Source organism: Spongiimicrobium sp. 3-5 (assembly GCF_046557915.1).
Taxonomy (GTDB): domain Bacteria; phylum Bacteroidota; class Bacteroidia; order Flavobacteriales; family Flavobacteriaceae; genus JBHEBG01.
Map to the genome: position 1 here is coordinate 504,589 of NZ_JBHEBG010000001.1, position 24,384 is coordinate 528,972.

A 24,384-nucleotide genomic window follows, 5' to 3' on the forward strand; every position below is an offset into this window, starting at 1 on the left:
TCAACCGGTCCACAGTCCGAAGAAGTAAATTAATAAGCACAATGATACAGATACAAGAATTAAAAAAGAGTTTTAGAACAGAAGAAGTGGAAACCTTGGCTCTTAACCAGGTTGACCTAAAGGTTGCCGAGGGCGAATTTGTTGCCATTATGGGCCCATCGGGATGTGGAAAATCTACACTTTTGAACATTATTGGAATGTTAGACAATCCTACGGCGGGTAGTTACCAATTTGGCGGCCATGAGGTAGGTGGCTTAAAGGAAAGCCAACGCACCCAATTGCGCAAAGGCAACCTGGGCTTTGTTTTCCAAAGTTTTAACCTTATCGATGAGCTTACCGTATACGAAAATGTAGAGCTCCCCCTCATTTATCTTAAAATGAAAAAGAGCGAACGCAAGGAAAAGGTGCGAAAGGTTTTAGAACGAATGAAAATTGCCCACAGGGAAAAACACTTTCCACAACAACTCTCTGGGGGACAACAACAACGTGTTGCCATTTCTAGAGCTGTAGTTACCAATCCAAAACTAATTTTAGCAGATGAACCTACTGGGAACTTGGATTCCAAAAACGGAATTGAAGTTATGAATCTGCTTACAGAACTCAATCAGGAAGGAACCACCATTGTAATGGTTACACATTCTGATCGCGACTCGCACTACGCGCATAGGGTAATCAATCTTTTTGACGGACAAGTTGTAACGGAAAGTCAAAATAGGGCTATAGGCGCAAGTGTATAAAACCATTGGGGTTTATTCATAATCAAAAATCAATCATGCTAAAAAATCATTTAAAAATCGCTTGGAGAAATCTGCTCAGAAACAAGGTATATTCCAGTCTCAATATTGGGGGGCTGGCTATTGGTATCGTAGCCTGTCTACTTATATTACAATACGTGGCTTTTGAACTTAGTTATGAGGATTTCCATGTTAATAAAGAGCATGTTTATCGAATTCAACAAGACCGATATGATAATGGTAAACTCTCTACGCAATGGGCAGCTGGTGCTTTTGCTGTTGGCAATCATTTTAAGGAAGCCATACCAGAAATAGAAGAATACGTTAAGGTAGTACCGGCCGGGGACATCGTAGTTGAGGTAAACAATGCCCCTTTGAGAATTGAAAAAGTATTTTTTACACAAACCTCTTTTTTTGATATTTTTTCATATCCTTTGATAGATGGTGAAATTGGAACCGTACTGGACGAACCTAATACGGCCGCCATTTCTGAAACAACGGCATTACAAATATTCGGGACAAAAGACGTAATTGGCAAGACCCTTAAGATCAGTGGGGACGTAGATTATAAGATTACCGGGGTATTTAGCGATATGCCTGCCAACACACAATTAAAACCCAACTTTTTAGCCTCGTACGCCACATTTCTAAATTTTCAAGAAAGAAACGATCCGGAAAACGCCTGGGCCTGGGATGGCTGTCTGTCCTATGTGCGGTTAGGAAAAAATGCAGATCCCAGAAGGGTAGAGGAAAAGTTTATTCCTATTGTGGAAGAACAGGTAGGGGAGTTTTTGGAAAGATTTAACTCCTCTGTTACTTACAATTTACAGCCTATAACGGATATACATCTTCACTCCAATTATATGGAGGAACCTGAGCCTAATGGAGACGCCAAAACGGTATATTTGCTCTTGGCGATCGCCTTTTTCATTATTGCAATTGCGTGGGTAAATTATATTAATCTTGCAACAGCACGGGCTATAGGCCGTGCCAAAGAGGTAGGTATACGCAAATCTGTAGGTTCGCAACGCGGACAGCTTATTGTGCAGTTCTTTTTTGAGTCGGCCATGTTCAATGCCCTAGCGTTGGTCTTGGCCCTTATCATTATGCTTCTGGTATTACCTTTTTTTAATCAGCTTTCGGGCCAGCCCGTATCTTACGAGCTGCTTACAAAGGGAAGTTTTTGGTTGGGGCTTTCTTTACTCTTCGTTATTGGGGTAATCCTATCGGGTTTTTATCCAGCTCTTGTGCTCTCCCGTTTTAAACCGGCCGAGGTGCTCAAGGGAAAGATGGTAAGCACAAAGCAAGGCTCGCTTTTACGAAAATCTCTGGTGGTCCTTCAGTTTACAGCTTCCCTATTCTTATTAATAGGTTCTTTAGTGGTATATCAACAAATACAATTTATGCGTAGCCAATCTTTGGGAATCGATATTGATCGGACTATAGTTGTAAAGCCACCTATTGTTTCAGATTCCACTTTCCTAACACAGAAGAAGGCACTTAAAGCGTCCTTGTTGCAATATCCTTCCATAAGTAAGGTAGCGGTATCTTCTATGGTACCGGGCCAAGGAGAAGGACATAATGCAGGGGGAATAAGGCTTATTGGCGAAGACGAGTCCAAACAAAAGCAATACCGTTTTTTACGGGTAGACCACGATTTTGTAGATTTCTTTGGTATGAAAATGATAGCAGGCCGTACTTTTTCCGAAGATTTTGGCGCGGATGAAGAGACCGTTATCTTTAATCGTGCCGGGGTAAACCATTTGGGTTTCGACAATCCTGAAGATGCCATTGGCAAACAAATAGAGTTTTGGGGAGATCAATGTACTATTGTAGGTGTTGTGGAAAACTTTCATCAACAGTCATTGCACACCGCGTTTGATCCAATGATCCTTAGGCTTGTTCCTTCGGTTTACGGACATTTCTCCATAAAATCGGGCATCAATAATATTGCGCAGACCATAACCCAAATAGAAAGTGAGTGGGATACCTTTTTCCCAGGAAACACCTTTGAGTATTTTTTTCTTGACGACCGTTTCAACGAGCAATACAAAGCCGACCATAGATTTGGACAGGTTTTCGGATTATTTACGGTGCTTGCCATTTTCGTAGCTTGTTTGGGATTATTTGGTTTAGCTTCCTTTACCTCTCTTCAACGCACAAAGGAAATAGGGATTAGAAAAGTATTGGGTGCAACGGTTAAAAGCATCCTAAAACTATTGTACAAAGAGTTTGCACTTTTACTGATCCTTTCCTTTCTAATAACCATACCTCTTGCCTGGTTTATGGCCAAAAATTGGTTGCAAGGCTATGCCTTTAGCATACCCATGCACTGGTCTTTCTTTGTTTGGCCGTTTATTACCATTGTGGTAGTTGCCTGGTTAACCGTTAGTTTTCAATCTATTAAAGCTTCCTTGGCCAATCCTGTAAAGAGTTTACGCACTGAATAAATCATCAAAAACGAACGATCATGTTTAAAAATCACTTAAAAATAGCCTGGCGAAGTCTTAAAAAGCAGCCCTTCTTTACTTTCCTAAACACTTTTGGCCTAGCCGTTGGTATTGCAGGAAGCTTGTTAATTTCTCTTTACATCTATGATGAGCTTAGTTTTGACTCCATGTTTGCGGATGCAGACCGCATTCACAGGATAAATGCCGATGCTAAATTTGGAGGTGCGGCTGAAGAGCTTGCGGAAGTTTCTGAGCCAATGGCCTATACCTTGGAAAGGGATTATGAGCAGGTAGAACTTGCCACCCGTATAATGAGCCTAGGCAGTATGCTGATAAAAAAGAGCGATGCGCCCATGAACGTTAAAGAAACGGCCACCGCCTATGCAGATTCTACTTTTTTTAAAATGTTTGGCCTAGACCTCCTGGAAGGTGACCCAAAAACAGCTTTGAAAGAACGCAACACCTTGGTTTTAACCAAAACCGCGGCCGCTAAACATTTTGGGACACAAGAAGCATTGGGCCAAACCTTGTTATTGAACAATAACGACACTTACACTGTAACCGGGGTAATGGAAGATATGCCCAGGAACAGCATTTTCCGAGAATACAGTGTTTTTATGGCAATGGCCGGTTTTGATGATCCCCAAAAAGGTGCATGGGGTAGCCACAACTATACCACTTTTATTAAAATGATACCGAGTGCAAGCATAGCAGATTTTCAGGCTCCGCTGCAGTCCATAATGGGAACCTATCTGATTCCTTGGGCACAAGCGTTTTATCCTGGTATTACGGAGGAACAATTTATCGCCTCTGGCAACTACCTAAACTATAGCACCATCCCCCTAAAGGATATTCATTTGCATTCCGAGAGAAAAGCGGAGCTAAGTGTCAATGGAAGCATTCAAAACGTATATATCCTTTCCTTTATTGCCGCTTTCTTAATTGTATTGGCAAGCGTAAATTTTATGAACCTTTCTACCGCGCATTCATTAAAAAGAGCAAAAGAAGTAGGTATCCGAAAAACATTGGGCTCTAACAAATCGGTGCTGATAAGTCAATTTCTAACAGAATCTGGCCTTATTTCATTTGTTTCCCTATTATTGGCACTGGTTATTTCCATGGCAGTATTACCCCTTTTCAACAATGTCGCCGGCAAAACCGTTGCCATACCATTCACCAATCCGTTTTTCTGGTTGATTTTAATTGCTTCCACAGCTTTGTTGGCCCTTTTTTCAGGAGCGTATCCAGCCTTCTTCATGTCAAATTTTACTCCAGTCAAAGTCTTAAAAGGAGTGGGGAAAACCAATGTTGGGGGCGGCAACATTAGAAATTCCTTGGTTATCTTTCAATTTGCCATTTCGGTATTCTTGGTTGTAAGCACATTGGTAGTCTATCAACAGCTACAATTCATTCAGACCAAAGACCTGGGCTTTACCAAAGATCAGGTCCTTGTGGTAGATGATGTTTATGGTGCCGGAAACCAGGTACAGTCTTTTAAGGAAGAAGTGCTTCAACTTGGTCAGGTGAAAAACGCTTCGTTGAGTGCTTTTTTACCTACACCTTCCAATAGAAGTAGCAGTACCTTTTTTAAAGAGGGGGCCATGGACCAGGAGCAAGCATTGAATATGGAAAATTGGAGGGTAGATCACGATTATGCGTCTACCCTAAATCTAGAAATTATAGAAGGAAGGGATTTTGACCGCCAGCGCAACACGGATTCTACCGCAATCTTACTGAATGAATCTGCGGTAGCCGTTTTAGGGGTACAACCAAAAGAGGTCTTGGGAATGCGAATATCTTCTGATTTGGGGTCACAAAATGCCACTTTTTCCACAGTTATCGGTGTAATTAAAAACTTCCATTTTCAATCCTTGCGCGAAGATATTGGAGCTCTTGCAATTTCTTTGGGTAGCAGCACAAGCTCCTTGGCCATAAAACTAAGTGGTGGTAATATTCCTGGCGCAGTATCCGGCATTGAGGCCATTTGGAACAAAATAGCACCCGGACAGCCTTTCAATTACTATTTTATGGACGAATCTTTCAACAACACCTATCAGGCAGAGCGTAGGTTGGGACAGATCTTTATCATATTCACTGTCTTGTCTATATTAATAGCTTGTTTGGGACTCTTTGGATTGGCTGCTTTTAATGCCGAAAAACGTACTAAGGAAATAGGTATCAGAAAAGTTTTAGGAGCCAGCATTGGCCAGATCACCTATAGGTTGTCTTTCGATTTCTTAAAGCTGGTCGGTATCGCCATTTTAGTTTCCTTACCCTTAGGATGGTATGCCATGAATAGATGGTTAGAAGATTTCTCCTATAGAATAGAGGTAAGTTGGTGGGTATTGATAACCGCAGCTTTTTTGGCTGTACTTATCTCAATCCTAACCGTTAGTTATCAGAGTATTAAGGCGGCCATTGCCAGCCCGGTGAAAAGTTTGCGTACAGAGTAGCACATAAACAGGTATAAAATTGAAAACCAATGTTTAAAAATCACCTTAAAATAGCATTACGCAGTATTAAAAAAGAACGTTTGTTCGCTTTTATAAAAATCGGTGGATTTGCAATAGGTATTGGGGTATGTTTACTTATAGCTCTTTTTATTAGGGACGAGTTAAGCTATGATACCCACTATAAAAACCAGGATAGCGTTTTCAGGGTATTGTTTCAAACTACTTTTAAAGGAACAACGGGTAACGATGTGCATTTTCCTGCTCCATTTGCCCGAGCTTTAAAAGCAGATATTCCCGAAATAGAAAAATCGGGCAGGTTTCTACATAATGAATTGTTCGGAACCGGAAGTAAGGAAATCCGTTTGGAGGGCGATTCACAAAATACCTTTGAAAATGGTTTTATCTATGCTGATAATGAGTTGCTCCAAATTTTGGAGACCAAATTTTTGTATGGCGATGCAAGAGAAGCATTAACGGAGCCTGCCACCTTGGTAATTTCCAAAGAAAAGGCAGATAAATTCTTTCCTGCCGGAAATGCCCTAGGCCAGACGGTAATTTTGGATAACGATATCTCAAAACCGTTTAAAATAACAGGGGTGTTAGAAGACAATCTTCCCAACTCCCATTTTAATTATGATTTTATAATGAGTTCGGAAGGCCGGGATTTTTATCCTGGGGAAGACGACAATTGGCGTGCCCAAAACTATTACACCTATGTACAGCTCAAAAAGCAGGCACGCGCTGAAGATGTAGAGAAAAAAATGCATTCCATTATAGAAGATTATCTACTTCCTGTTGCTTTGGAAGCGGGTTATGTAGAAGCTGAGGAAGTTTATAAAACTGCCAAATACCACTTACAGCCTGTAGGGGATGTCTATCTAAAATCTAGCGGTATATTCGACTCCATACAATACGGCGATATCCTTTTTGTTTGGCTTTTTGGGGCTATTGCAATTTTCATACTCGTACTTGCCTGTATAAACTTTATTAATTTATCAACGGCCAAATCTGCCAACAGAGCTAAAGAAGTGGGCTTGCGAAAAACGGTTGGTGCATTTAGAACAAACCTAGTTTCCCAGTTTTTAACAGAATCTGTTCTGTTCAGTGTGGTTTCCTTTATTTTGGGGTTGTTTCTGGCTTGGGCTCTACTCCCTTACTTTAATACAATAGCCAATAAATCCTTAACTCTCCCTTGGCAAACGTGGTGGTTTTTACCGATAATTCTAATCTCCGCATTAACCATTGGCGTTCTTGCCGGACTCTACCCTGCATTTTACCTATCGGGATTTAGACCCATCAATGTTCTACGCGGAAAATTAAGCATAGGAAGTAAGAGCGGAAAATTAAGAAGCTCCTTGGTTGTTTTTCAGTTTACCACTTCTGTGATTTTAATCATAGGCACCTTGGTCATCTACAAACAGATGGATTTCATTGTAAATAAAAAGCTGGGATATGAAAAGGATAAGGTATTGCTTGTGCAAGGGGCCAGTACCTTAAACGATAAAACACAATCCTTTAAAGAGCAATTATTACTGGTGCCCGGTGTTACGGGGGCTTCGGTAAGCGATTATCTGCCAGTGGAGGGTACCAAAAGGAATGGAAATACTTTTTGGGAAAACGGTATGGAAAGAGAGGCCATCGGTGTTCCGGGCCAACGTTGGTTGGTAGATCACGATTATATAAAAACCTTGGGCATGCGCATGGTGAGTGGAAGGGATTTTTCCAAGGATATTGCGTCCGATTCCACAGAAGCAGCTATTATCAATGCTAAAATGGCCAAAAACTTTGGGTTCGAAAATCCCTTAGGAAAAAAAATAACTAACAGTAGGGGTAATTGGACCATAATAGGTGTGGTAGAAGACTTTCATTTTTATTCCTTGAAGCAAGATATAGAACCTTTGGTCCTAAACGTTGGCAATAGTGCCAATACCATATCGGTAAAACTCAATAATTTAAACAATGGTGATACACTAAAGGCTATTGCCGGCCTATGGGAAAATCTGGTACCAAACCAGTCTTTTCGGTATTCTTTTTTGGCCCAAGATTTTCTTTTGATGCATCAAGATGTTAAACAAATGGGAGATTTGCTAACCAGTTTTGCACTTTTTGCACTTTTGGTGGCATGTCTTGGGTTATTTGCCCTCTCTGCTTTTACTGCGGAACAAAGAAGAAAGGAAATTAGTATAAGAATGGTTTTGGGAGCTTCCTTTAAGAATATTTATCAATTGCTATCTGTAAATTTTCTAAAGCTCGTTGCCATTTCAATCCTCATTGCAACTCCCATTGGATGGTATCTAATGAACCGATGGCTTCAAGATTTTGCCTATCCGGTTGGTTTGGGGTGGGATATTTTTCTGCTTGCAGGTATGGTTGCCTTAATTATTGCAATTCTTACCATAAGCTACCAGTCTGTGGCTGCGGCGCTCATTAAGCCACTAAACAGTCTGCGTTCGGAATAAAATAGAAATAGGCTCCAAAAGGGTCATCAAAAAAAATAGACATTATGCTTTTAAAACTAAATAGTATCTACAAATGGGTAAATTCTGGAGGGCAAAGGATTTTTCTGCTTAAAGACATAAACCTAAGTGTGGAAGAGGGCGAGTTTATCTCTGTTATGGGGCCTTCGGGATCTGGGAAATCTACTTTGCTCAATGTTATTGGAATGTTGGATGGTTTTGATGAGGGAGAATACCATTTTCTGGATAAGTCCGTACATGCAATAAAAGAAAAACGCCGTGCCGCATTGTATAAAGAGTATATTGGTTTTGTTTTTCAGGCATATCATTTGATCGATGAATTAACGGTGAAGGAAAATTTGGAAATGCCCTTATTGTACAAAAAATACAAAGGCACAGAACGAAAGGCTATGGTTGCCGATATGTTGGATCGATTTAACATCGTAGGCAAAAAAGATCTTTTTCCTTCGCAATTAAGTGGCGGACAGCAGCAGTTGGTAGGTATCGCAAGGGCATTGATAGGAAATCCGAAGCTTATTCTGGCCGATGAACCAACTGGCAATCTTAATTCACAGCAGGGAGAGGAAATCATGGATTTGTTTAAGCAGCTCAACAATGATGGGGTTACCATCATCCAAGTTACCCACTCGGAAAAGAATGCATCCTACGGTTCTCGAATTGTTAATTTGCTCGATGGAAGAAGTGTCTAGAGTAAGTCTGCCAGCTCCTTGCCAACAAGGCTACCGATGGCGACACCCATACCGCCCATACGTACACCACAAAAGGTATTGTCCGACATTTGCCGTACAATCGGTTTTTTTTGTTGGCCGATTCCCATAATACCGCTCCATCGCTGGTCTATTTCAAAAGCCATATCAGGTAATATAACTTGTTCCAATAAACGTTCTAGCTGGTTTTGGATTTTTTCGGTTTCCTTAAACTCTGTAGTTTCTTCACCTTTAAAATCTAAATTTCGGCCACCTCCAAAAAGAATTCTGTTATGGATATTTCTGAAATAGTAATATCCTTGGTCTAAATGGAATGTGCCCTTTATATGTAGATTCTCTATGGGTTTCGTTATCAATACTTGGGCCCTTGCCGGTTTAACCTTTTTTCCCAACCATTTTGATGCAAATCCATTGGTGGCAATGAATAATTTGCCACTTTTAAATTCGAATTTGTCTGTTTTTATCGCTACTTGACCGTCAATCTCACAATAGGTCTCTACATTTATGGCATTAAGCACCCCAATGTCATTATTTCTTACTTTGTTCAGCAGGCTCACCATCATTTTTCCTGTGTCTATCTGCGATTCAAAGGAGTTGGTAACATAGTTGTGTTGAATACCCTTAAACCTGAAGGTATTTGGGTGAGTGTTGAACGCCTTTTTTCCAAAAACCGATTGCAGCATAAGGTTAACCTCTTCCATGTTGGCCAGGCAATGTTGGTAAAGTTCCTCATGGTGTTCCAAGAACAATTCATGTCCGCCGTGATTCTGAAAATCCATTTCGCTATCCCCAAGATTGTTGCGGAGTAACTGAATACCGTCCCATCGCTTTTTTACCAGGCTTATAACATCTTCCGGGCTATGTTCTTTTAAGTCCGACAATATTTCTGAAATACTTCCAAAACATGCAAATCCCGCATTTTTTGTACTTGCCCCTTGTGGCAAGATTCCTTTTTCCAGCACCAGTATTTTTGCCTTGGGAAATCGCTTTCTTAGGTTAAGGGCACAATTTAGTCCTACGATTCCACTACCTATAACAGTAAAATCGATATGGGATAACCATGTCTTATATTCCCAATAACTTAGATTCATCCTTAGTCATAAAAAACTCCGACAAAAGCCGGAGTTGATAAAATTATTCTTGTGGTTTAGGATCCATTTCAAAATCTTCCATAAACTTAGTGGTGTAATTGCCTGCTAAATAATCTGGATGATCCATTAATTGTCTATGAAACGGAATGGTAGTATGGATACCTTCTATCACAAACTCGTCCAAGGCACGTTTCATTTTGTTTATCGCTTCTTCCCTTGTTTGCGCGGTGGTAATCAACTTTGCAATCATGGAATCATAATTGGGTGGTATGGTATAACCACTATAAACATGTGTGTCTAAACGTATCCCATGCCCTCCTGGGGTATGTAAGGTGGTTATTTTACCAGGAGATGGTCTAAAGTCGTTGTACGGGTCCTCGGCATTTATTCTACACTCTATAGAATGTAATTTAGGGACGTAGTTTTTTCCGGATATAGGAACTCCGCCAGCAACAAGAATTTGCTCTCGGATTAGGTCATAATCTATAACCTGTTCGGTAATCGGATGCTCTACCTGTATACGGGTGTTCATTTCCATAAAGTAGAAGTTTCTGTGTTTATCCACCAAAAATTCTACAGTACCTGCCCCTTCATATTTAATATATTCTGCGGCTTTAACAGCAGCATTGCCCATATCTGTCCTGAGTTTGTCTGTCATAAAGGGAGACGGGGTTTCCTCAGTAAGTTTCTGGTGGCGTCTTTGTACGGAACAATCCCTTTCAGAAAGATGGCAGGCTTTACCATATTGGTCGCCTACGATCTGAATTTCTATATGTCTGGGTTCTTCTATAAGTTTTTCCATGTACATAGCGCCATTGCCAAATGCCGCAGAAGCTTCTTGCACCGCACTATCGTAAAGGTCTTCCATTTCCTCTTCCTTCCAAACGGCTCGCATTCCTTTGCCTCCACCCCCTGCAGTTGCTTTTATCATAACGGGGTAGCCCATTTTGGACGCTGTTTTTTTTGCATCTGCAACAGACTTTAATAGGCCGTCGGATCCTGGTACTACCGGTACTCCGGCCTTCTTCATGGTCTCTTTGGCCGTGGCCTTATCGCCCATCTTATCAATATGTTCGCCAGAGGCCCCAATGAATTTGATATCGTGTTCAGCGCAGATTTTGGAGAACTTGGAATTTTCGGATAGGAAACCGTAACCAGGATGTATGGCATCTGCATTGGTTATTTCGGCTGCGGCAATAATATTGGGTATTTTTAGATAGGACTCGCTACTTGCGGCAGGCCCAATACAAACAGCTTCATCCGCAAAGCGTACATGAAGGCTTTCCTCATCTGCTTTGGAATAGACCGCTACCGTTTTTATCCCCATTTCCCTACATGTCCTTATAATCCGCAGTGAAATTTCGCCCCTATTTGCAATAAGTATTTTTTTAAACATAACAGCTACAAATTTTTAATCTCCAAGTAATGTTGATTGAACTTTGGAGACTTTGCCGATTGCTATCGGGATTGTGACTTAATCTATGATGGATCTACCAAAAACAATGGTTGATCAAACTCTACCGGAGAGGAATCTTCTACCAAGATCTTTACGATCTTACCTGAAACCTCCGACTCTATGTCGTTAAAAAGTTTCATTGCTTCTATTACACAAAGAACATCGCCTTGTCCAATAGTATCCCCAACCTCTACAAATGCAGGTTTATCCGGACCTGCCTTTCTATAAAACGTACCAATTATTGGCGATTTAATGGTAATGTATTTGGAATCGTCTTCTTGGGCAGCAGCAGGGGCCGCCTGTGCTTCAACGGTTTCCGCAGGTGCCGAAGCCGGTTGTGGTGTTGCTGGTGCGGCCAGGATAGGTGCTTGTTGCACATAGGTAGGAGCGTCAGAGGAAGGCCCTACTGCTCCTGTGCGTATTGTTATCTTAATGTCCTCCATTTCTAGCTTCACTTCGCTAGCACCTGATTTTGCCACAAACTTTATTAGGCTTTGAATCTCTTTAATATCCATGGAATTCTATTTAGTAATGTTGATTAGTTTATGAATTATATGCCCATTTTAAGTATATGGACCCCCAAGTAAACCCGCCGCCAAAAGCTGCAAATACCAAGTTATCGCCTTTTTTTAATTGGCTCTCATAATCATCTAGTAACAATGGTAGTGTGGCGGAGGTTGTGTTTCCATATTTCTGAATGTTTATCATCACTTTATCCGGATCTAATCCCATTCTGCTTGCTGTGGCATCTATTATTCTTTTATTTGCCTGATGGGGCACCAACCAATTTACATCGTCGTGGCTAAGGTTATTGCGCTCCATTATTTTGGCGGCAACTCCGGCCATATTGGAGACGGCAAATTTAAACACCGATTTACCATCTTGATAAACGTAGTGTTGTTTGTTTTTAACGGTCTCCTGCGAAGCTGGAAGTATGGATCCACCGGCATCCATCTTTAGGAATTCCCTTCCGATACCGTCCGATCTTAAAAATTCGTCTTGCAATCCCATACCTTCTTCATTGGGTTCAAAAAGAATTGCTCCTGCCCCGTCACCGAAAATAATACAAGTGGCCCTATCGGCATAATCTATAATAGAGGACATTTTATCCGCTCCGATAAGGAGTACTTTTTTATAACGCCCAGACTCTATATATCTGGCCGCGGTAGACATTCCAAACAGAAATCCGGAACAGGCTGCTTGCAAATCATAGGAAAAAGCATTTACCGCACCTATTTCGGAGGCTGTATAGGCAGCAGTTGCGGCTACCAATAAATCTGGAGTTGCTGTGGCAACAAGCACCAAATCAATCTCCTTTGGGTCAATATTCTTTTTTGCTATGAGGTCTCTAGCCGCCCTTATGGCCATATAAGAAGTTCCTTGTCCTTCTTCTTTTAAAATTCTTCTTTCCTTTATACCTGTTCTAGAGGTTATCCATTCATCGTTGGTCTCTACCATGGTCTCCAACATTTTATTGGTCAACACAAAGTCCGGGACGTAAGCTCCTACAGCTGTAATTGCTGCTGTTATTTTGCTCATACTTAAATTGCTTTTTGCTAAAAACCTTTAAAAATGCTTCAAAACTGGTGAAAAATAGTGATTTTTTGCGACTTTTTGTTTTAAATCCTACGGTTTCTCCAATTTGAGTGAACTCCATAAAAAAACTCCCAACCTTTAGAAGTGGGAGTCCGTAAATACTAATTATTGTCGCAATTATGCAACCGCATCCTCGGTTTGATCTATCAAAACTTGTCCGCGATAGTATAATTTACCCTCGTGCCAATGTGCCCTGTGATACAAATGCATCTCCCCTGTTGTAGGATCTTTTGCGAGTGTAGGGGCAACGGCCTTATAATGTGTTCTTCTTTTGTCTCTCCTAGTTCTGGAAATTTTTCTTTTTGGATGTGCCATTATGAAACCTATTTATCCGTTAATAATTTTTTTAATGCGTCCCATCTGGGATCGGTATTTCCTTTATTGTCTTTTGTCTCTTTTGGTAACAACTCCTCTAGTTTTTCTAAGGCTTCGGATTGTAATGTCCCATCCAAAACTCCCGGGTGAACCCTTTTCGATGGAACCGCCAGCACCAACATTTCGTAAACGTACTGCGCAATGTTCACCTGATGTTCACCATGGGGAAGAATCAATATTTCATCGTCCTCATCATTGTATTCATCACCAAATTTTATTACCAATTCTAGATCGGCCTCAATCTTTTGGTCATACGGTTCGCTGGTAACATCACAATTAACGTTTACCGTTCCATCAGCATGTAAGACCAGTTCCATCATGGTGCTCATCTTGTTCAGCGAAACCTGCAATGCTACGTTAGCATCGTTGAACTCTTCGTACTCAAAAGATTTAAAGAACTTGTTTTCAATCTTATAATCAAACTGGTGCTTTCCTTGTTTCAATCCCGAAAAAGGAATTGTAAATTCCTTATGCTCCATAATACCCAACACTAGTTTACTATATGCGCCTCTATCAAAGGCGGGTGCAAAGATATCACTATTTTGGTAAAACCCAAGAATAAAGAACGAAATATATTTTTGGCCAATGACCTATAATTTAGCGTCTTCCGCTATGAATTAAATAGACGGATCATCGTTTAATCCGTTGTTTTTGTAAAGGACTTTTTGTTAGCTCCTGATATTCCAATCTGTTCTTATAAATATGTAGGGCAGCGAACACTGCTTCTTTAAAAGAACTATGGTCCGCTTTCCCCTTACCCGCTATTTCATAGGCAGTTCCATGATCTGGAGAGGTCCGCACCTTACTAAGGCCAGCAGTGTAGTTTACTCCTTTGCCAAAAGATAAAGTTTTAAAAGGTATAAGTCCCTGATCGTGATATGCGGCCAAGATCGCATCGAAATTTTTATATGTATCAGATCCGAAAAAGCTATCGGCGGAGTAAGGACCAAAAACCATTTGGCCAGCAGCTGATGACGCTTTCAGCACAGGTTTTAATACCTCATCATCTTCTTTGCCAATAATTCCATTATCTCCGCTATGGGGATTAATGCCCAAGAGTGCAATTTTTGGTTTACGTATCCCGAAATCCATTTTCAGGGACTTTTCGATAATGTCTATCTTTTTTCTGATCAATTCCGGGGTTATCGCCTCGGAAACATCTTTTACCGGCACATGATCCGTAAGCAATCCAACACGTAAGGTATCCGCAACCATAAACATAAGGCTGTCACCCGGTAACTCCTGCGCCAGATAATCTGTATGCCCGGGAAATTTAAAGCTATCGGAATGGATGTTGTTTTTATTGATGGGAGCTGTTACCAAAACATCGATCTCATCTTCTTTTAATGCCTTTACTGCCGCCTTTAAAGAAATAATAGCATATTTGCCTGCTTCTTCCGTAGCTTGACCAAATATGATTTGCGGAATTTCTTTCCAAACATTTACTACATTTAATTTACCATCCACAGCTTTGGAGGCTTCCTGGATTCCATGATAGTTTATAGGTATTCCCAGTTCTTTTTTTTGAAAGGAAATAGTTTTGTTGGAGGCAAATATAACGGGTGTGCAAAAATCTAGCATCCTAATATCTTCAAAGGTTTTTAGCACCACCTCACAGCCTATGCCGTTTAAATCTCCAATGGATATTCCCAATTTAATTTTTCTGCTTTCCTGCATGGTTTGTTATCCCTAAATTTACACGGTAAAACTACTTAATTTAAATGACACATGTTTACAGGAATTATTGAAACTTTGGGGCAAGTACATGGATTGGAGAGGGAAGGTGGCAATCTCCATATTTCTATTAATTCGTCCATTACACAAACCCTAAAAATAGATCAAAGTGTTGCCCATAATGGGGTTTGTTTAACGGTGGTTGCCCTTGATGGTGAAAATTATACGGTTACCGCCATTGAGGAAACCTTGGAAAAGACCAATCTTAATCATCTTAAAGTTGGTGATAGCGTTAATCTGGAAAGGGCGATGGTTCTCGGAACCCGATTGGATGGGCATCTTGTGCAGGGCCATGTAGACCAGACCGCTATCTGCACATCTGTAGAAAAAAAAGATGGCAGCTGGGAGTTCTCTTTTAAATACGATTCCTCATTAAACAATGTTACCATAGAAAAAGGTTCCATTACCATTGATGGCACCAGTTTAACAGTTGTAAACTCTGGCAAGGACAGTTTTAGTGTGGCAATCATCCCGTATACTTATGAACATACCAGGTTTGGAACCTACGATAAGGGGACCGTGGTAAATTTAGAATTTGATGTTATTGGGAAGTATGTGGCCAAATTGATTGAAGTTAGGGGACTTTAATTTTTGGCCCGTTTTCTATACTTTGATAAATATCTTCCTCTTGTACAGCACGTAGGCCAACAATAGATAAAAACTAACTACCGTTAACCCATATAATAGGGAAGACAGCTCTGGCACAAAAAAATCCTGGACATAAATGGATTTAAACAACCATTCGTGTAATGAAATACCGTTGCCAACTTTTATATAGATGAAGAGTTTTGTAATGAAACTGCTTAAGAAATAAATAGTTATGGCATTGGCTCCGACGTATTTAAAAATACTTCCAAATTTAAGGCCTTTAACATCTGTAAGATAATAAACGATAGCCAATACAATGTTGGCCCACCCTGCTGTGACCAAAACAAAACTACTGGTCCACAATGCCTTGTTGATCGGGAATATCCAATCCCATAGGTGCCCCAGAACCACAAATGAAATACCCATACCGGCCAACAAGATTTCTTTTTTCCTTTTTTGTGAAATTAAGATAAGGCCCGTAAATATCCCTAGTAGGGACGATGCAATCGCAGGTAGGGTGCTTAGTAATCCTTCCGGATCATAATCTGCCTTGTACGAATGACTTCCGAAAACCTTTACATCAATATAATTTGCCCAATTATTTGGTGCCCGCTCAAAGGTAGGGGCTTCACCATTTAGGGGTATAAAGCCCATCCATATCCAATACCCCAATAATATAGCAATGCAAATACCCAAAAGTGTTTTCCAATTAAAATTAATAAACAGTAGAGAGGCAAAGAAAAAGACCACTCCTATGCGCTGAAGCACTCCGGGAAACCGAATATCCGCAAAATTTTTAAAGAAGGGAAAGTAAATGGTAAAAGAGCCCAAGAATAGCCCAAGGCCTATTAACTTTAAACTCCGTACCAAAATCTTTTTATAGGTGCCAGAATTTGGCGTTTTGTTGTTATAAGCAAAGACTATTGACGTTCCTACGATAAACAAAAAGAAGGGGAACACCAGATCCGTTGGGGTGTATCCGTGCCATGATGCATGTAATAAAGGCGCATATACATTAGACCATGTTCCGGGTGTATTTACCAAAATCATTAAAGCAATGGTAAGACCTCTAAATAGGTCTACGGATATAATCCTCTCTTTCATTAATCTATAATAAATTATCTTTTAACTTGTTCCAAGTCTTTATCAGCAACAGTCCTGAAATTATTGAAACTCCTGTTAATATAAGTGCGCCGGTGGTTCTGCCATAAATCCAATATCCTGTGGCAAACATGAGGGAGTAAATCAGAACAACGCCCAAAAGCATAGCGGTAATGCCAGAAGGCACGCTCCATTTCTCATTGGGTTGTACAATTTCGTCATTATCGGCTTTTGCCTCCTCCAATACCTTTGACCAACCGGGCCCTCCGGGTTGAATTTTTCGATAGAAACTTCTAAGTACCTCTTTTGTTTCGGATTGGGTCATATAAGTGGCCGTCAACCAGATTATGGTAGTAACCACCATTACAAAAGGGAGTTCTGCCCAATCTGGCAACAAGCCGGTTTCGGTATTAAAAAGAAACGTCCTTAAAGAAGTGGTTTCTAAAAGTATGGCCAAGATTCCAGAAGAAAACATAGCGGTAATCTCACTCCAAGAATTGATGCGCCACCAAAACCATCTTAAAATAAAAATCAATCCTGTACCCGCCCCAAATGACAATAGGAGGTTAAATATTCCCATGGCATTCTGCATGGCCAAGGCCAAAAATGCACTCAAAATCATTAAAACTACGGTAGAGAGCCTGCCAACGTTCACCATCTGTTTTTCAGTAGCGTTAGGGTTTACCTGTTGTTTGTAAAAATCATAGACAATATAGGAAGACCCCCAGTTCAACTGAGTGGATATTGTGCTCATATATGCCGCCATTAAGGAAGCCAAGACTATTCCCAATAATCCGCTTGGCAATTTGGTAAGCATGGCTGAATAGGCCAGATCGTGACCCAGCTTGTCTGCCGGAACATTTGGGAAGGCTTCTGAAATACTTGCTATATCTGGATAGACAACTAAAGAGGCCAGGGCCACCAAAATCCATGGCCAAGGACGTAACGCATAGTGCATAATGTTAAAAAAGAAGGTAGCGCCAATTGCGTGGTTTTCATTTTTTGCCGCCAACATCCGCTGGGCAATATAACCACCGCCACCAGGTTCTCCGCCAGGATACCAGGAGCTCCACCATTGTACCGCCAAAGGAATGATTAGAATTGTGATCATAGCCTTTGTATCACTGAATTCGGGTAAAATATTGAGTTTGCCCTTAACGTTTTCATTGTCAATAATGGCCTGTATTCCTCCTACTTCCGGGATATTCACTAAATAATACGCAGCACCTATGGCTCCGCCCATAGCAACAAAAAACAACAAAAAATCGGTATAGACCACACCTTTAAATCCTCCCAAGGCGCTAAAGATAACCGTTATCAAGCCCGCACCTACCACGGTTTCCCAAGGCTGCAGTCCCAACATAATTCCACCTATCTTAATAGCGGCCAATGTAACCGCAGACATAGTTATCACATTATATATCACCCCCAAATAAACGGCTCTGAACTTCCTCAAAAACTTTGCTGGTGCCCCCCCGTAGCGAAGCTCGTAAAACTCAAGATCGGTATTTACATTAGATTTCCTCCATAGTTTGGCATAGACAAAAACCGTCAACATCCCTGTCAACAAAAAGCACCACCAACCCCAGTTCCCGGACACTCCTTTTGTTCTAACAAAATCCGTTACCAGATTAGGCGTATCCGTTGAAAAAGTAGTTGCGACCATGGAAAGCCCCAATAACCACCAAGGCATGGTTCTTCCAGAAAGAAAATATTCTGAGGAGCTTTTTCCCGATTTCTTGGAAACATAAACCCCAATCCCTAAAACGATTGAGAAGAATACGATAATAAAGCTGTAATCTAGCGTACTGAGTTCCATAGTATGGATGTTGGTTAATCGCTAAAGATAAAATTTTTTAAGATACATTTGTCCCTGCTTATCCAAATTATCACAAATGGAACTGCCCTCGGATATTAACATAACAATGGTGTCTTGGCTTATGGCCTTTACCGCAGCTTTCGTTATTGGGGTCTCCAAGTCTGGTATAAAGGGTATTGCCATTATCATTGTAACTTTAATGGCCTTGGCTTTTGGTGCCAAGAGATCTACAGGTCTTATAGTGCCCATGTTGATTGCAGGCGACATTTTTGCCGTTACTTACTACAACCGGCATACACAGTGGAAGTACATTGTACGCTTCCTTCCATGGATGATGTTAGGCGTATTGATAGGTGTCCTCATTGGAAAAGATTTGCCCGAAAAAACCTTTAAACTGGGAATGGCTTATATTATTTTGGGCAGTGTTGTAATGATGTATTGGTGGGATAGGAGACCGTCCAAAACGGTTCCTACCCATTGGGTCTTTGCGGGTTTTATGGGTGTAATGGCCGGTATTACCACCATGATCGGTAACTTGGCCGGAGCCTTCTCCAATATCTTCTTTTTGGCTATGCGTTTGCCCAAAAACCAATTTATTGGTACCGCTGCCTGGCTGTTTCTTTTCATAAATCTGTTTAAACTGCCTTTCCATATTTTTGTTTGGGAGACCATTACACCTGAAACCTTGGTGATAAATCTAAAATTACTCCCGGGAATAGTACTAGGGCTCATCGCCGGAGTAAAACTTGTAAAGGTGATACAAGAAGACTTTTATAGAAAAATGATACTGGTCCTTACCGCATTGGGTGCCGTACTCATTTTGTTGCGCTAGCAGATCCGTTAAAACCGTTTTGAAAAATAGAGGCCAACGCCGTTCTCATTGTACGTTGGTAAGAAGTAAGTGTTCTTAGACTTTTTAAAGGGGTTCCAAGCAATTAAATAATCGAAATGATAGACCAATTTGGTGACCAAAATCCCAATACCTGCCCCAGCCAGTACATCGGATAGCCAATGTTTATTGTTCATCATCCGAAGTGCTCCTGTGGCTCCGGCAAAAAAATATCCGCTTTGCGCCAAAAAAGGACTGGACTCGTTAAACTCCTCATACAAAACGGCAGCCGTGGCAAATGCATGTGAGGTATGCCCCGATGGGAAAGCCTTTGCATTAAAATCGTTAGGACGTACTTTGTGTATGTTTCTTTTAAGCCCCGTAGTAATTAGCTGTGTAATGGCCGAGGAGAGTATCAGGTTCTTTGTTTGATCAAACCAATGGTTCTTGGCCTTTAGACCGGCAATGTCGGCAATATACAATTGCGCTATTGGTGCAAACCGAGTGTAATCGTCCAAAGAAGAGCTAAAATTATTTCCTGCTGTACTCCTTACTTCTTTTTGGAAGTTTTTCTCAAAAACACTATCGGAAATTAAAATCCCGGAGACAATTAATGAAACGGGTAGAATGCTCTGTGATAGCAAGGTCTTCTTTTCTCCATTTTCTACATAAGTTCTGCTTCCTCCCTGTCCATGACAATACAGACATATAAAAAACATAAAAGCAACATTGGGGAATTTCATTTGGTAATGGTTGGAGCTTGGTTGTTGGTTTATTCGCCAAGGACAAACTTCTTTTCAAAAGCTTATAGTTAAAGATTTCTTTGTCTTTATTCTTAAGGCCAACTATTTTAAAAGTGCCCTAAACAGATTCTTTCAGAAAGCAAGTTTGCCAGTGTATTAACAATAACGCATTTTCGGTGCTGTTTCGTATTTTATTTCTCATTAGATTGTTAAAATAATTGCCTAATTATCAGTTTATAGCTCTTTTCCGAAACTGTTGCTATTTGTTCTGGTTCTGTTTGCCGAAGGGTTAAACCTTCAAGTATTTTTGAAAGCTTTATTCATAATTCCTTAGTTTAGGGATAAATTACCAGTACTTAAATTTTTTTCACAATGAAATTAAGCTTATCGGTTCCTATATTATTATTGATTGCGTTTGCCCAAACATCACAGATGACAGCGCAGGATACCAGTGCGAGCGACAGTCTTTTTGTGCACGCGTTGCTTTATAAATGGTCCGACAACCTATCCTTGGATAAAAAAAATGACTTTCTAAATCTATTTAAGGGACTGCCAAAAAAAATAGACGGTCTGCAAAATGTAGGTATAATGGATGTCAGCAGTTCAAAGGACGGATTTGATAATTTGTTGGTCTTGCGGTTTACTTCCATAGAAGCCCTAAATCGTTATCAAGGACATCCCGACCACCATTTAATAGATAGTATTGGCCCAACGGTATTAAAACAATACAATTATTTTCGATATTGGGAATAGCCTGGTTTTTTCACTAGGCAATCGCTTTAAGCACTCTGAACCACCTTTTCGCGAAATTCTGCAGGGGTAATACCATTGTATTTTTTAAAATTATTGTAAAATACGGATAAGCTGTTGAACCCGCTTTCAAAAGCAATGGCTTCAATACTGATATCCTTACATTTCTCATCGGCAAGCATTGTCTTGGAATGTTCAATTCTTGCAGAGTTCAATAGTTCTGGGAAGCTTTGTTTTAGTCCTGCATTTATGGCGTTGGACAACACATGCCTGCGCACACCCACACTTTTTGCGAAAACTCCTAGGGTAAAATCATTTTTAAGATATAGTTTCTCTTTTAATAGTATTAGGCTGGCCTTTTCAGCAACGGAATTTAGATCCACGGTTGCATCATTATTTAAGGCGAAGGGTTGAATGACCCCTTTATAATTTAGCATCGCTGAAAAACTAATCCCAAAAAACACCAATACTATGCCAAGGGTGACCCCTATATATAACTCCTTATCTGTAGTGAAAGCCTGTATTAAAAACCCCACCCATATGACAGCTATTGCAAGTAAAAGTTGCAAGGACCATTCCTTTCTTGCTTTTTGCAAGATGATCTCTCCAGTTATCCGTTCTTGATACAATTTTATAGCGAAAACAAAATATCCCAGCAAATGTACCAGGCTAACCAAATAAGCAAAATAGATACCCTGCCCCGTTAGCCATGGAATGGACGCAATAAGGAAGGCGGCTGGCAAAAAGTGGTAAAGACCAATTTTAGTCTTCCTAATTTTAGATCGGATATAAAACCATACCAGCGGTCCAATGGCAAGCATTCCCACAATACCTATAACGGTAAGGGTGTCCCCATATTGGGGGAACAAAATATAAATTACGGATTTGCTAATGCGCATTGCAAACGCTAAAAGAAGTAAGGCCAATAACCTACCGCTTGTTCTTAACCTTGCGGATTTACTGGTTCCAAATAGAAAATATCCCGAAAAGAACAAGCTATTACCGATCAGCAGGGCGCTTAACATTACCATCAAATGCGAGTAGTCCATCCTTAAATTGGTTGTTTTCAATTTACACTTCTAAAGTACTGCTATTTTAAAAAATGGTAGTACTAGTTTGCAAATTAGGAATCACCTATTTGGGCAAACAAGTACATTTAGCATAATGAAATTACATCTAAAAAAACAATGTTGCTTCTTTTTGGTGTTGTTATGTTATGGTTGGATCCAAAGTCAACCCAACGATTCCAAAGCCACAAAATTAGTGGACGAACTACTTTTAAGCATGGGAGGAAAAGACTTATGGGCAAACACCCAGTCATTGCATCTAACAGAAAGATTATGGTCCAATCAGGTATCTGAGGAAATAAGACAAGAGGTATGGCGAAATCTTAAGACCCCCGCCACTAGAATACACATGAGCAGCCTTAGCTTTGATCGCACTAGGGCTTGGGACACCATACAGGGATGGGGTGTTTTGGAGACAGGCAAGTTTTATAAGTTCGATGTGGAACGTGTAAAGAACGAAGTGCTTTCTTGGGAACGCGATCTTTATACCATCTGTAGCAAACTTGCACAGCAAGATCCGGAAATTGTTGCCAAAATAAAGGGCGAAACTAGTATTGAAATATACGATAGCCAAAAAGGTCTGTTATGCACCATAGAATTAAGCAGTAGCGGAGCCCCTATTAAATGGACCCCTAAGGATGCAGAGCTGGGCGATAGTTTTATATACGGTCCGTTAAAACAATTTGGTGCGTATTGGATGCCTAAGTGGTGGACAACGGACAACGGACATTGGCAATTTGAATTTGTTTCCGTAAGTGGGAGTTTTGATCTCCCCAAGATTTCCTTTAGTCCATCAAAAGAATAAGACCATATATCAAAAGAAAAAACAAGATGATAAAAAAAACGATTATTTGGGTAAGTCTAGGCCTTACATTGGGCAGCTACGCACAGGAGAAATCATCCGCTAACGAAAGGCCCAAGGAAATTGAGCAACTGTTGGAAGCGGTAGGTGGCCAAGAAGCCTGGGCCGAAGCCAAGGGGTTCCACATGTTGGAAATAGCGCATTTTGGTTCATTAAAACATCCCCTTATCAGGGAATATTGGGTAGATTTTGAAAAACCGAGAATCAAGGAGTCCACGCAAGGTATTTTGCGCAGACAAGTACAAGCATTGAATGTAGATAGTGGTTGGACGGATCGAGAGGACCAGGAGTTAAAAACATGGAGTACTTCCACAGTTGGTCAATGGAACTCTTTCTGGCCCGGTATTCCGACGCGTATTTTTCATTTAATCGCAAAAAAAGATCCTGGTTTAACCTATAATGTATATGAGGATAGAATCGATTTTTTTGTTGAGGGCAATTTTGCAGTATGGATTGCTACTGATGTTAATGGCAACCCTTTGGCCTATGGGAGATCTAAAAATCACTTGGAAACCCATTTTCTGGGAGAAATTTTACCCTATGGACCCGTGAATTTATGGAAAGATGCCTCCGAACCCGGGGGACAATGGAAAGTAGTTATGGTAGATTATGAATTATTGTCGGATATGTCCGAAGTCTCCTATGACCTTTCTCCCAAAGAATAGGTGCTACCTAGAGTAATTTAATATTCTTTTCGCGGTATTTGTTTAATTCCGGGGCATTGGGGTCTAATTCCGTAACCAAGGTGTCTATAACGCCTATGTCCCCTATTTTATATCGGTTAGAAGTGTTTAACTTTTCAGAAATAGTAAGGGATACAAGCCTGGTCGATGCCTTGATCATGGCCTTCTTCATCTGTGCTATTTCCCAATCTACTTCGGTGATGCCCTTTTCCAAATCTAAATAGCCTGTCCCCAAAAAACAAACATCGGCCTTTATCTCCGACAAAATATTGATGGCACTACCACCTGTGGCCAACTGCGATCCTCTAGACAATTTTCCACCAATAAGATAAACATCGTACTTACTGGAGGTGGTATTGAGCAACTCAATGGCCATGGGTAAACTAGGTGTAAAAAAAGTAAGGTTCATTTTTTTGGGAAGCAGTTTTGCAAACTCCAAATTGGTAGACCCTCCGGTGATAAGGACCACATCACCTTTCTTCAACAAGGAAATTCCTTTTTGGGCAATAATGGATTTGTGTGCGTGTTCATAGACTTCCCTAGTACGGTCTGTATAGATATTGAAACCGTTTGAAACAGCACCTCCATGTACTTTTCTCAATTTCTTGGATTCATCCAGTTCCACAACATCCCTACGAACAGTGTCCATGGAAACATTTAAAATACTTGCCAAATCAGTCAATAGTACCCTATTGTGAATATGGACTTCGTTAAGGATGATCTGAAGTCGGTTTTTCTTGTCCAAAGTAAATGTCTTATGCTATATACAATATTATGAAAAAAAGATTTCACTTCTTGCAATATATTATAGCAATTATAAGGTAAAATGTTAAAAATTGTGGCAAAAAATAGATTTTGCAATGTTTTCT

22 protein-coding genes are annotated in these 24,384 nt (G+C 40.5%); 10 read left to right on the plus strand and 12 right to left on the minus strand.

What is annotated here, in order from left to right; genetic code table 11:
* Positions 1-41: 41 nt before the first annotated feature.
* The 5 genes from ACEQ81_RS02375 to ACEQ81_RS02395 are packed head-to-tail and all read left to right on the plus strand — an operon-like array spanning position 42 to position 8,803.
* Positions 42-737: an ABC transporter ATP-binding protein gene (locus ACEQ81_RS02375; protein WP_411029241.1), complete on the plus strand. Its 696-nt coding sequence runs from the start codon at positions 42-44 to the stop codon at positions 735-737.
* 35 nt (positions 738-772) lie between these two features.
* Positions 773-3,184, plus strand: a complete 2,412-nt coding sequence (locus ACEQ81_RS02380; protein ID WP_411029242.1) for an ABC transporter permease — start codon at positions 773-775, stop codon at positions 3,182-3,184.
* Between the two features lie 20 nt (positions 3,185-3,204).
* On the plus strand, positions 3,205-5,637 hold the full coding sequence (locus ACEQ81_RS02385; RefSeq protein ID WP_411029243.1) for an ABC transporter permease: 2,433 nt from the start codon (positions 3,205-3,207) through the stop codon (positions 5,635-5,637).
* 29 nt (positions 5,638-5,666) lie between these two features.
* Positions 5,667-8,096, plus strand: coding sequence for an ABC transporter permease (locus tag ACEQ81_RS02390; protein ID WP_411029244.1), 2,430 nt, complete (start codon positions 5,667-5,669; stop codon positions 8,094-8,096).
* Positions 8,097-8,140: 44 nt separating this feature from the next.
* Entirely contained in the window at positions 8,141-8,803 is a 663-nt protein-coding gene (locus ACEQ81_RS02395; protein ID WP_411029245.1) for an ABC transporter ATP-binding protein, read from the plus strand.
* Here ACEQ81_RS02395 and ACEQ81_RS02400 read toward each other — a convergent pair.
* The 7 genes from ACEQ81_RS02400 to pdxA all read right to left on the minus strand — a co-directional run bounded on the left by ACEQ81_RS02400 (position 8,800) and on the right by pdxA (position 15,016).
* On the minus strand, positions 8,800-9,912 hold the full coding sequence (locus ACEQ81_RS02400) for an NAD(P)/FAD-dependent oxidoreductase (protein ID WP_411029246.1): 1,113 nt from the start codon (positions 9,910-9,912) through the stop codon (positions 8,800-8,802). The two genes, ACEQ81_RS02395 and ACEQ81_RS02400, sit on opposite strands and share 4 nt — an antisense overlap.
* A 43-nt stretch (positions 9,913-9,955) precedes the next feature.
* Complete coding sequence (accC, locus tag ACEQ81_RS02405) at positions 9,956-11,308, minus strand: acetyl-CoA carboxylase biotin carboxylase subunit (protein ID WP_411029247.1); 1,353 nt, start codon at positions 11,306-11,308, stop codon at positions 9,956-9,958.
* An 83-nt stretch (positions 11,309-11,391) separates the two neighbouring features.
* The gene (gene accB / locus ACEQ81_RS02410; RefSeq protein ID WP_411029248.1) at positions 11,392-11,883 is read right to left on the minus strand and encodes an acetyl-CoA carboxylase biotin carboxyl carrier protein; all 492 of its coding nucleotides are present in this window, start codon (positions 11,881-11,883) and stop codon (positions 11,392-11,394) included.
* Positions 11,884-11,911: 28 nt separating this feature from the next.
* On the minus strand, positions 11,912-12,907 hold the full coding sequence (locus ACEQ81_RS02415) for a beta-ketoacyl-ACP synthase III (RefSeq protein ID WP_411029249.1): 996 nt from the start codon (positions 12,905-12,907) through the stop codon (positions 11,912-11,914).
* Positions 12,908-13,081: 174 nt separating this feature from the next.
* Positions 13,082-13,279, minus strand: coding sequence for a 50S ribosomal protein L32 (gene rpmF, locus ACEQ81_RS02420; RefSeq protein WP_411029250.1), 198 nt, complete (start codon positions 13,277-13,279; stop codon positions 13,082-13,084).
* 8 nt (positions 13,280-13,287) lie between these two features.
* Entirely contained in the window at positions 13,288-13,818 is a 531-nt protein-coding gene (locus ACEQ81_RS02425) for a YceD family protein (protein ID WP_411029251.1), read from the minus strand.
* 151 nt (positions 13,819-13,969) lie between these two features.
* On the minus strand, positions 13,970-15,016 hold the full coding sequence (pdxA, locus tag ACEQ81_RS02430; protein ID WP_411029252.1) for a 4-hydroxythreonine-4-phosphate dehydrogenase PdxA: 1,047 nt from the start codon (positions 15,014-15,016) through the stop codon (positions 13,970-13,972).
* A gap of 51 nt (positions 15,017-15,067) precedes the next feature.
* Between pdxA and ACEQ81_RS02435 the strand changes: the two genes are divergently transcribed.
* Entirely contained in the window at positions 15,068-15,661 is a 594-nt protein-coding gene (locus tag ACEQ81_RS02435) for a riboflavin synthase (protein WP_411029253.1), read from the plus strand.
* Positions 15,662-15,676: 15 nt separating this feature from the next.
* On the opposite strand, the gene ACEQ81_RS02440 is transcribed toward ACEQ81_RS02435, so the two are convergent.
* Together ACEQ81_RS02440 and ACEQ81_RS02445 are read right to left on the minus strand one after the other, a co-directional pair.
* Entirely contained in the window at positions 15,677-16,765 is a 1,089-nt protein-coding gene (locus ACEQ81_RS02440) for an acyltransferase family protein (protein WP_411029254.1), read from the minus strand.
* Positions 16,766-16,769: 4 nt separating this feature from the next.
* Positions 16,770-18,581, minus strand: coding sequence for a sodium:solute symporter family protein (locus ACEQ81_RS02445; RefSeq protein ID WP_411029255.1), 1,812 nt, complete (start codon positions 18,579-18,581; stop codon positions 16,770-16,772).
* Between the two features lie 76 nt (positions 18,582-18,657).
* On the opposite strand from ACEQ81_RS02445, the gene ACEQ81_RS02450 reads away from it, so the two are divergent.
* Entirely contained in the window at positions 18,658-19,413 is a 756-nt protein-coding gene (locus tag ACEQ81_RS02450; RefSeq protein ID WP_411029256.1) for a sulfite exporter TauE/SafE family protein, read from the plus strand.
* 8 nt (positions 19,414-19,421) lie between these two features.
* On the opposite strand, the gene ACEQ81_RS02455 is transcribed toward ACEQ81_RS02450, so the two are convergent.
* Positions 19,422-20,153, minus strand: a complete 732-nt coding sequence (locus ACEQ81_RS02455; RefSeq protein WP_411029257.1) for a phosphatase PAP2 family protein — start codon at positions 20,151-20,153, stop codon at positions 19,422-19,424.
* Positions 20,154-20,525: 372 nt separating this feature from the next.
* On the opposite strand from ACEQ81_RS02455, the gene ACEQ81_RS02460 reads away from it, so the two are divergent.
* A complete protein-coding gene (locus tag ACEQ81_RS02460; protein WP_411029258.1) occupies positions 20,526-20,906 on the plus strand; it encodes a Dabb family protein in 381 nt (126 codons plus the stop codon).
* A gap of 26 nt (positions 20,907-20,932) precedes the next feature.
* Here the strand turns inward: ACEQ81_RS02460 and ACEQ81_RS02465 are convergent, their stop codons facing one another.
* Complete coding sequence (locus tag ACEQ81_RS02465) at positions 20,933-21,973, minus strand: helix-turn-helix domain-containing protein (RefSeq protein WP_411029259.1); 1,041 nt, start codon at positions 21,971-21,973, stop codon at positions 20,933-20,935.
* A 94-nt stretch (positions 21,974-22,067) separates the two neighbouring features.
* On the opposite strand from ACEQ81_RS02465, the gene ACEQ81_RS02470 reads away from it, so the two are divergent.
* Positions 22,068-22,775: a hypothetical protein gene (locus ACEQ81_RS02470; RefSeq protein ID WP_411029260.1), complete on the plus strand. Its 708-nt coding sequence runs from the start codon at positions 22,068-22,070 to the stop codon at positions 22,773-22,775.
* A gap of 26 nt (positions 22,776-22,801) precedes the next feature.
* Positions 22,802-23,497 carry a hypothetical protein gene (locus ACEQ81_RS02475; RefSeq protein ID WP_411029261.1) on the plus strand — a complete coding sequence of 232 codons (696 nt, stop codon included), beginning with the start codon at positions 22,802-22,804 and terminating at the stop codon, positions 23,495-23,497.
* A gap of 7 nt (positions 23,498-23,504) precedes the next feature.
* On the opposite strand, the gene ACEQ81_RS02480 is transcribed toward ACEQ81_RS02475, so the two are convergent.
* The gene (locus ACEQ81_RS02480; protein WP_411029262.1) at positions 23,505-24,260 is read right to left on the minus strand and encodes a DeoR/GlpR family DNA-binding transcription regulator; all 756 of its coding nucleotides are present in this window, start codon (positions 24,258-24,260) and stop codon (positions 23,505-23,507) included.
* Between the last annotated feature and the right edge of the window lie 124 nt (positions 24,261-24,384).

Excerpts from the sequence above, each read along its gene's own strand:
- ACEQ81_RS02385 (WP_411029243.1), top strand. The coding sequence starts at position 3,205 with ATGTTTAAAAATCACTTAAAAATAGCCTGGCGAAGTCTTAAAAAGCAG.
- ACEQ81_RS02395 (WP_411029245.1), top strand. The coding sequence starts at position 8,141 with ATGCTTTTAAAACTAAATAGTATCTACAAATGGGTAAATTCTGGAGGG.
- ACEQ81_RS02445 (WP_411029255.1), bottom strand. The coding sequence starts at position 18,581 with ATGGAACTCAGTACGCTAGATTACAGCTTTATTATCGTATTCTTCTCA.
- ACEQ81_RS02475 (WP_411029261.1), top strand. The coding sequence starts at position 22,802 with ATGATAAAAAAAACGATTATTTGGGTAAGTCTAGGCCTTACATTGGGC.
- pdxA (WP_411029252.1), bottom strand. The coding sequence starts at position 15,016 with ATGCAGGAAAGCAGAAAAATTAAATTGGGAATATCCATTGGAGATTTA.
- accC (WP_411029247.1), bottom strand. The coding sequence starts at position 11,308 with ATGTTTAAAAAAATACTTATTGCAAATAGGGGCGAAATTTCACTGCGG.
- accB (WP_411029248.1), bottom strand. The coding sequence starts at position 11,883 with ATGGATATTAAAGAGATTCAAAGCCTAATAAAGTTTGTGGCAAAATCA.
- ACEQ81_RS02425 (WP_411029251.1), bottom strand. The coding sequence starts at position 13,818 with ATGGAGCATAAGGAATTTACAATTCCTTTTTCGGGATTGAAACAAGGA.
- ACEQ81_RS02390 (WP_411029244.1), top strand. The coding sequence starts at position 5,667 with ATGTTTAAAAATCACCTTAAAATAGCATTACGCAGTATTAAAAAAGAA.
- ACEQ81_RS02435 (WP_411029253.1), top strand. The coding sequence starts at position 15,068 with ATGTTTACAGGAATTATTGAAACTTTGGGGCAAGTACATGGATTGGAG.
- ACEQ81_RS02375 (WP_411029241.1), top strand. The coding sequence starts at position 42 with ATGATACAGATACAAGAATTAAAAAAGAGTTTTAGAACAGAAGAAGTG.
- ACEQ81_RS02380 (WP_411029242.1), top strand. The coding sequence starts at position 773 with ATGCTAAAAAATCATTTAAAAATCGCTTGGAGAAATCTGCTCAGAAAC.
- ACEQ81_RS02400 (WP_411029246.1), bottom strand. The coding sequence starts at position 9,912 with ATGAATCTAAGTTATTGGGAATATAAGACATGGTTATCCCATATCGAT.
- ACEQ81_RS02470 (WP_411029260.1), top strand. The coding sequence starts at position 22,068 with ATGAAATTACATCTAAAAAAACAATGTTGCTTCTTTTTGGTGTTGTTA.
- ACEQ81_RS02450 (WP_411029256.1), top strand. The coding sequence starts at position 18,658 with ATGGAACTGCCCTCGGATATTAACATAACAATGGTGTCTTGGCTTATG.
- ACEQ81_RS02415 (WP_411029249.1), bottom strand. The coding sequence starts at position 12,907 with ATGAGCAAAATAACAGCAGCAATTACAGCTGTAGGAGCTTACGTCCCG.
- ACEQ81_RS02455 (WP_411029257.1), bottom strand. The coding sequence starts at position 20,153 with ATGAAATTCCCCAATGTTGCTTTTATGTTTTTTATATGTCTGTATTGT.
- rpmF (WP_411029250.1), bottom strand. The coding sequence starts at position 13,279 with ATGGCACATCCAAAAAGAAAAATTTCCAGAACTAGGAGAGACAAAAGA.
- ACEQ81_RS02460 (WP_411029258.1), top strand. The coding sequence starts at position 20,526 with ATGAAATTAAGCTTATCGGTTCCTATATTATTATTGATTGCGTTTGCC.
- ACEQ81_RS02440 (WP_411029254.1), bottom strand. The coding sequence starts at position 16,765 with ATGAAAGAGAGGATTATATCCGTAGACCTATTTAGAGGTCTTACCATT.